This window comes from Rhizobium sp. P1_E6, assembly GCF_056405875.1.
In genome coordinates, this window is sequence record NZ_JBFUBG010000167.1 from 1 (window position 1) to 6,479 (window position 6,479).

The 6,479-nt window shown below is 57.6% G+C and carries 8 protein-coding genes and 2 tRNA genes; 7 read left to right on the forward strand and 3 right to left on the reverse strand.

The genetic code is table 11. The features are described from left to right. Positions 1-246: 246 nt before the first annotated feature. Positions 247-1,338, reverse strand: a complete 1,092-nt coding sequence (locus AC1D35_RS34320) for a YcbK family protein (RefSeq protein ID WP_477854102.1) — start codon at positions 1,336-1,338, stop codon at positions 247-249. A 96-nt stretch (positions 1,339-1,434) separates the two neighbouring features. Next, complete coding sequence (locus tag AC1D35_RS34325) at positions 1,435-1,875, reverse strand: VOC family protein (protein WP_113310185.1); 441 nt, start codon at positions 1,873-1,875, stop codon at positions 1,435-1,437. A 193-nt stretch (positions 1,876-2,068) separates the two neighbouring features. On the opposite strand from AC1D35_RS34325, the gene AC1D35_RS34330 reads away from it, so the two are divergent. From AC1D35_RS34330 to AC1D35_RS34350, 5 genes are all read left to right on the forward strand, one after another. After that, positions 2,069-2,647 carry a cold-shock protein gene (locus tag AC1D35_RS34330; RefSeq protein ID WP_007827433.1) on the forward strand — a complete coding sequence of 193 codons (579 nt, stop codon included), beginning with the start codon at positions 2,069-2,071 and terminating at the stop codon, positions 2,645-2,647. Further along, positions 2,647-3,135, forward strand: a complete 489-nt coding sequence (locus AC1D35_RS34335) for a DUF192 domain-containing protein (protein WP_113310184.1) — start codon at positions 2,647-2,649, stop codon at positions 3,133-3,135. The genes AC1D35_RS34330 and AC1D35_RS34335 overlap by 1 nt, the downstream gene beginning before the upstream one ends. 83 nt (positions 3,136-3,218) lie before the next feature. Then, a tRNA-Pro gene (locus AC1D35_RS34340) sits at positions 3,219-3,295 on the forward strand. Between the two features lie 636 nt (positions 3,296-3,931). Next, a complete protein-coding gene (locus AC1D35_RS34345; protein ID WP_113295742.1) occupies positions 3,932-4,237 on the forward strand; it encodes an ETC complex I subunit in 306 nt (101 codons plus the stop codon). A 56-nt stretch (positions 4,238-4,293) separates the two neighbouring features. Beyond that, positions 4,294-4,370: transfer RNA gene (locus AC1D35_RS34350), tRNA-Arg, on the forward strand. Positions 4,371-4,502: 132 nt separating this feature from the next. Here the strand turns inward: AC1D35_RS34350 and AC1D35_RS34355 are convergent. After that, complete coding sequence (locus AC1D35_RS34355) at positions 4,503-5,027, reverse strand: DUF992 domain-containing protein (RefSeq protein WP_113310183.1); 525 nt, start codon at positions 5,025-5,027, stop codon at positions 4,503-4,505. 201 nt (positions 5,028-5,228) lie between these two features. Here AC1D35_RS34355 and AC1D35_RS34360 point away from each other — a divergent pair, with 201 nt between their 5' ends. Together AC1D35_RS34360 and AC1D35_RS34365 are read left to right on the forward strand one after the other, a co-directional pair. Continuing rightward, positions 5,229-5,390, forward strand: coding sequence for a hypothetical protein (locus AC1D35_RS34360; protein WP_477942342.1), 162 nt, complete (start codon positions 5,229-5,231; stop codon positions 5,388-5,390). A 160-nt stretch (positions 5,391-5,550) separates the two neighbouring features. After that, positions 5,551-6,273, forward strand: coding sequence for a hypothetical protein (locus AC1D35_RS34365; protein WP_477942340.1), 723 nt, complete (start codon positions 5,551-5,553; stop codon positions 6,271-6,273). Positions 6,274-6,479: the final 206 nt, after the last annotated feature.

The following is a 6,479-nucleotide window of genomic DNA, read 5'->3' on the forward strand; positions in this document are numbered from 1 at the left end:
CCCCTCTTTACAGAATGAAAATCTGTCGTCCTAACCGATAGACGAAGGGCGCGTGCTGTGGTGGCGCCCTTATAGTCAGKCACTTCCGATCCCGCAAGCGGCAAATTCGAAATTTTGCAAAAAAATGACAGGCTGTTCCGCTGGTAGCAAATGAAGATTATTCGAGCCAAATCAACGGGCTGCGGCGGCCATCGGAAATTTGGTGCCGGCCGCTTCCCTCACGTCATGCTTTCAAAGGGTTGAAAGTCAGATCGCCCGTGCCGAGGCAATCGGCGCGCTCTTGCGGCCGCAGCCCCAGTTCCAGTCGCGGGCATTGCCGGTGTCCAGGTGGACCGAATCCGTATGGCAATAGGTGCCGACGCCACCGCGGTTCGGCAGCGAGCGGATATATTGGGCAATATCCCATTTGCTGATGCCGTCGACCTGGATATCGGCCGCCTCACAGCTCTTGTGCATCGATTCCTCGGCGCCGCCGACTTCCCGGTTATGCTGCGGATCGCGGTAGCCCGATGTCACGACGACTGGCTTGCCGAAATGAGTCTCGACCGTCTTGATGACCCGCATGAGATCGGGCTTGAAGCAGCCGACCTGGACGTTGTCGTTCTGCACATGCAGGCCGTTTGGCGCGATACGCGTCATGCCCGGCAGCGATGCCTTCTGCAAGAGCCCGGAAAGGCTGCTGAGCAGATTCTGCTTCGGCGCGCTGTAGAGCGCATTCATCGTCGATCCCGGGATATCCCCGCTGGCAAGGGAGGCTGTCTGATCAGGCGCAAACTTCGTGCTGGTATTCTGCGACGATCGCTGCGGCAGCATCTCGCCCTGCTGTGGCTCGGGCGCGCTGAACACGCTCGATCTCGGAACCGCGTTCTGAGGTGCGTAAGCGTTGGCACCCTGCGGCTGGATGACCGTGGAGGTCGAGTTGTTCTGTGGCGGCGCTGGGTGATCGGAGAAAATGCTCATCGCCTGCGCGTTGATTCGCGTCGATTGCAGGACGAGACCGCCGATATTGGACGGCTGCTGCTGCTGCATGGCAGGATCGACGGGCGGGACCGGCGCCGCATTCGGATCCTGCGCGGCGACCTGCGGATCGACACCGGAGACATTCGTCAGCATCGGGTCGCGATAGAGCTGTTTAGACACTGTGGGAGATGCGGCCGGCATTGCCGCTGCCAGCCGGGGCGCCGGCTGTCCTGCTGCAGCCGGTGTGGCGACGGCGGCCGAATCAAGTGCCTTCTTGTCGGAAACGCAGCCGGAAAGCGCCAGGACAGAGCTGGCGATCAGCAAAGCACCAACAGCCTGCCGGCGCGGAGTGGCAATCCGCTTGTTATTCTTGGTCAACCGCGAAATCTCCGGTGAATGCGGAAGGCGCCCGAAAGCGCACTTCCGTTACGATAGAGCCGGAGAATGCCGCGTGAAGCTTGCCCGCAGCTTGGCTTACCAGGCGCCGGTATTGCCCATCGAAAGCCAGGGCTCGGTCGGGGCCAGTTTCTCGCCCTTTTGCAGAATCTCGATTGAGATGCCGTCAGGCGAACGCACGAAGGCCATATTACCGTCGCGCGGCGGACGGTTAATCGTAATACCGCTATCCATCAATTTCTGGCAAATCGCGTAGATGTCATCCACCTCATAGGCGAGGTGACCGAAATTGCGTCCTCCGGTATAATCCTCCTCGTCCCAGTTATAGGTAAGTTCGAGGCAGGGAGTCTTTTCGCTACGGGCACGGTCGATATCGTCCCGGGCAGCCAGGAAAACGAGCGTGAAGCGGCCCTTCTCGTTCTCATGGCGGCGGACTTCCTCGAGACCGAACAGGGTGGAGTAAAAATGGAGGGAGGCGTCGAGATCTTTGACGCGAACCATGGTGTGGAGATAACGCATTTTGTTTCCTCTCTCTTTTCAGGCTAGCCCGTCTGGGTAACGGACACCAGCTTCGGGCAAGTCATCGCTATAAAATGTACAGTTGGGAATAACCGAAAACTAGGACTTGCGCTTATCCGTTACCAAGATGTTAATCTTGATTTCAAGAATCAGTTAACCGTAACAGTGTGACGCGTATTGAGGGGCTGGCGACATGGCTGACAGGATTTCATCGAATGGCTTTACCGACCTTGAAGAGTTGTCGGGAGAACCGGTTGACCTCGTTGAAATCACCGGCGTGGTGAAATGGTTCGACGTGGCCAAGGGTTTTGGCTTCATCGTTCCCGACAACGGCATGCAGGATGTGCTGCTGCACGTAACCTGCCTGAGGCGCGACGGCTACCAGACCATTCTTGAGGGCACCCGCATCGTCGCTCTCATCCAGCGCCGCGAGCGTGGCTTCCAGGCCTTCAAGATCCTCTCCATGGATCAGTCGACTGCGATCCATCCCTCGCAGATGCCGCCGGTTCGCACCCATGTGCAGGTCACTGCAACCAGTGGCCTCGAGCGCGCCCTGGTGAAGTGGTTCAACCGCACCAAGGGCTTCGGCTTCCTCACACGCGGTGAGGGCACGGAAGACATCTTCGTGCATATGGAAACGCTCCGCCGCTTCGGCCTCACCGAACTGCGCCCCGGCCAGGTGGTACTGGTGCGCTTCGGTGATGGCGAGAAGGGGCTGATGGCTGCGGAGATCCATCCTGACGTTCCGAGCCCGGTCGGCCGGTCTCATTGATGCGTGGCCTGGTCTCTGTCGAGATGATGAGAAGCGCCTTGATGGCGCTTTTTTTCATGGTCGCTCTGCCGGCATTTGCGCAGCAGGACATGCACTTCGATAAAGAGCCGCTGATCATCCAGACGGCTACCGGCAAAATGCTGCACTTCACCGTGGAGATCGCTGCTACCGGCGACCAGCGCGCCTATGGCCTGATGTTCCGCAAGGCAATGGCTGAAGACGCTGGCATGATCTTTGATTTCGGCGTGTCGCGGCGCGTCACCATGTGGATGGAAAATACCGTCCTGCCGCTCGACATGCTTTTCGCGGATGACAGGGGTGTCATCACCCATATCAAGGAAGACGCAAAGCCCTATTCCCGCGACATCATCGATTCGATGGGTGAGGTCCGCTATGTGGTCGAGGTGAACGCCGGCACGGCCCACAAGCTCAATATCCGCCCTGGCGACCGTCTCGTCAGCGCCACGACAACAAAAAAGGCGAAGTAAGCCTGTGAAATCTGCCGGCTGAGGTGGATTTATGGGGTTGCTAGGGCAGGGGGAAGCGTGTATTCCCGCTGCCATCAAAGGCTCGGAGTGTAGCGCAGTCTGGTAGCGCATCTGGTTTGGGACCAGAGGGTCGGGAGTTCGAATCTCTCCACTCCGACCATTTTTCTCCCAATATTTCTGTTATTTGAGATCGGCTTCGCGGTTTGTAGAGGCCTTTTGGCTACCGTGCCGATTTTTGCTCAGGAAGTTTCCCGGTCAGGAAAATGGTGGCGATGCCATCGCTTCGCAAAGCACGCCTACTCACGTGCGCCGTGATTCAGCCCTGAGCAAGCAGGCCGACATATTGAGCATAGCTGATCGCCGCGTAGAAAAACGCAGTGATACTTGCTCCAATCATGATGGCATGGAATTCTGCCRAGGTTCTCATCGCTCTCACCCGTGTCACAACGGTTGGTAGGTACCCTAGTCGCCTATGCCGCTTATAACAATTAGAAAGCGATCAAAACATGCAACAATCCGAAACATTTCGGATTGTGTAACAGAATTGCCCGCTTATCCACACACGGCGGCGAATAAGGGCTGCGCATCAAGCGCTCTGTATAAGAAACGCGCTACGCGGCGTTCGGTTTCGCCGACCTGCCAATGCCGCAGCAGCGGCGTTTTTCCCTTGAAAAAACGGGGATTTGCGGATAAGCAAAATTCACTTCTTCCTGCCATGTTCGGTGTGGAAGAAAGCCTGGTTCCAGGTTGAGTTATGAAAGGCGGGCGTTGCCCGCATATCGGAGGCGCCGCAGTCATGTCTGCTAAGATCTATCGTCCGGCCAAGACCGCAATGCAGTCCGGCAAAGCCAAAACCCACCTCTGGGTGCTGGAGTTCGATCAGGAGCAGCCGCGCAAGATCGACCCGATCATGGGCTACACGTCTTCAGGCGATATGCGCCAGCAGCTGAAGCTGACCTTCGAAACGCAGGAGCTTGCTGAAGCCTATGCCAAGCGCAGCGGGATCGAATACCGCGTTATCGCTCCAAAGGAGCCTGCACGACAGGTCGTCGCTTATCCGGATAACTTCCGTTATACGCGCACGCAGCCCTGGACGCACTGATCCGTCTTCGGTGTGATACAGAATATGCCTGATGCCGCGGATCGCGGCATATAGATGGCCCCTTAGCTCAACTGGATAGAGCAGCTGCCTTCTAAGCAGCAGGTCGCAGGTTCGAGTCCTGCAGGGGTCGCCAGTTTTCCAGAGAATTTGCTAGATATCGCGACTGTGGCCAAGCGCTACATTGCAATCGGAAGCAAGAATTAAGCCGGCGTGCATCGTCATATCCGATGCACCGCCGGCTTTTGTTTTCTTCGCTCGTAGCCGCTTAGCTCTCAGGCGATAGCGTCATGGATGTGCCTGTCGCGGCAACATTGATGCCGAGCTGGCCGGTGACGCTGATCGTCTGCAGGTGGACCGAGCCGGAAGTGCCGCCGAAGAGCACGTTGGTGCCGATGCCGCCGACGAGTGTGGCTTCAGCGGTCGCGCCCTGGTAGAGGCCAGCCAACGAGCCGCGGTGATAGCCGGCCGTCGGCGCAAACACTGCCCAAAGCAGGCGGCCACGTGTGGTAAAGCCGAGATCCACGCCGAACTTGCGCAACGCACCACTGTAGTGCTCAGGCGATTCGTTGCTGCTGGTCGGCTGGAAGACGCAATCGATCTGCTTGGAAGACCCGAGCACATAGCCTATGCCGCCGCCGATATCGCAAGCGAGGTAGCCGATCTTTACGCCCCCGCTTACATCGGGAGCTACCGGCGGCTCCCGCCGCACCAAGTCCGCTGCGCTGGCGCTCATGGCAAAAGCCTGGAGCAAAGAGGCTGCGGCGATTGTGGTCGCGAGTATCTTTTTCATTTTCGTCTCCTTTGATATCGCAGGAAGGATATACCGTCGGCTTTGTCATAACCAAGGCAGGAAAGTCTTCGCAGTCATTTTGGTTCCGAGAGTCGGCTGTGCCAGGCCGCCGCGGCCATCTTTTATGGAACCCTATCGGGCCGCATCGGTTGTCCAGATGTCCATTTTTTCGAACAATGGAGAGCAGAATGAGCAAAACCGATGCAGACGAAAATCCGCAAGAAAACAGAGCGGCAGGTAGAGAACACCAGTGCCGGAGGACATCTTGGCGGCACTTACTTCGGCCAGCAACCGGATGGCAAAACAGCCTCCTCCAGCAGCGCCGAGGCGCGGAAATCCCGTCCGAACGACGGAAGCAACTGATCTGATTGAGGGTTATACGACCATTGCGGCCGGCCAGCAGGCCGGCCGCGCTCATCCAAAGGGGCTATATTTGACCCATTTTGAAGCAGTGCCAGATAGTTATTTTAGAATATATTAACTATCATATATTTTTGAGAGCGCCGCCGAAAACATTCACAACTTGACCGCGTTTAATCCGCACGGGTTATTCCGATGGAGGACGGCCCGCTCGATCGAAGGTACGCGCGTTCCTCGGTTTGTCGAAAAAACGGAGGAAGTCATGAAGTGCATTTCTCACATGCGGTCGCTTGCGTTTTTTGCTTCGGCCTGCATCGTTTTGTCATTATCTGCCGCCACTGCGCGAGCGCTCGATCTTGGCGTTTCTGCCAATGTTGGAGGCATAAGTGCGGATGTGGGCGCATCGGCCAACTCAGGCGGTTTAAACACGAAAGCGAACGCCTCCGTCGGCGGCGCCAAGGGCGTGAACGCTGATGTGGGTGCAGACGTCGGCGGGCGAGATGGCGTCAATGCCAACGTCGATCTTGGTGCTGGTGGCAGCCGCAGTCTCAACGCAAAAGTCAACGCACGTGCTCTCGACAGCTCTGGTACAGGCGCAAATGTCGATGTTCGCCTCAGCGGCGAAGATGCAACAAGCTCTACGCTTTTTGGGCCGAATGGCTTGAATCTCGGCCCTGGCGGCGGCGCTGATGAAGTCGGTGACGGAGCCGGCTCAGTGGCCGGGGCCAGCAGCTCGTCCTCGGCGGTTGTCGAGCGTTTCAGGACAATGCCTGTCAATGACCGGCGCAAGATGCTGATCCGCTGCCGGGACATATCTGTTTCCGGAGGCTACGACCCGGAGCTTGCAGGACTTTGCGGGCTGCTGCGCTCCGCCGCCTCCCGCTAAAGACATGCGTAAAACAAAGACCTAAAGAGCGTGGCAAGCCGATCTCATGGATCCTGACAAGCTTTAGTAAACTGCACGAAAAACCCGCCGGCAATCAGTCGGCGGGTTTTGAATCTCCATGCGCGTCCGATCAGTGCAGGATCTGGCTGAGGAACAGCTTGGTGCGCTCGTGCTGAGGATTGTCGAAGAATTCAGCCGGCGAATTC

Bases quoted from the DNA above. Each gene is read 5' to 3' on its own strand.
- AC1D35_RS34325 (WP_113310185.1), bottom strand. From the start codon at position 1,875: ATGCGTTATCTCCACACCATGGTTCGCGTCAAAGATCTCGACGCCTCC.
- AC1D35_RS34330 (WP_007827433.1), top strand. From the start codon at position 2,069: ATGGCTGACAGGATTTCATCGAATGGCTTTACCGACCTTGAAGAGTTG.
- AC1D35_RS34335 (WP_113310184.1), top strand. From the start codon at position 2,647: ATGCGTGGCCTGGTCTCTGTCGAGATGATGAGAAGCGCCTTGATGGCG.
- AC1D35_RS34345 (WP_113295742.1), top strand. From the start codon at position 3,932: ATGTCTGCTAAGATCTATCGTCCGGCCAAGACCGCAATGCAGTCCGGC.
- AC1D35_RS34355 (WP_113310183.1), bottom strand. From the start codon at position 5,027: ATGAAAAAGATACTCGCGACCACAATCGCCGCAGCCTCTTTGCTCCAG.
- AC1D35_RS34360 (WP_477942342.1), top strand. From the start codon at position 5,229: ATGCAGACGAAAATCCGCAAGAAAACAGAGCGGCAGGTAGAGAACACC.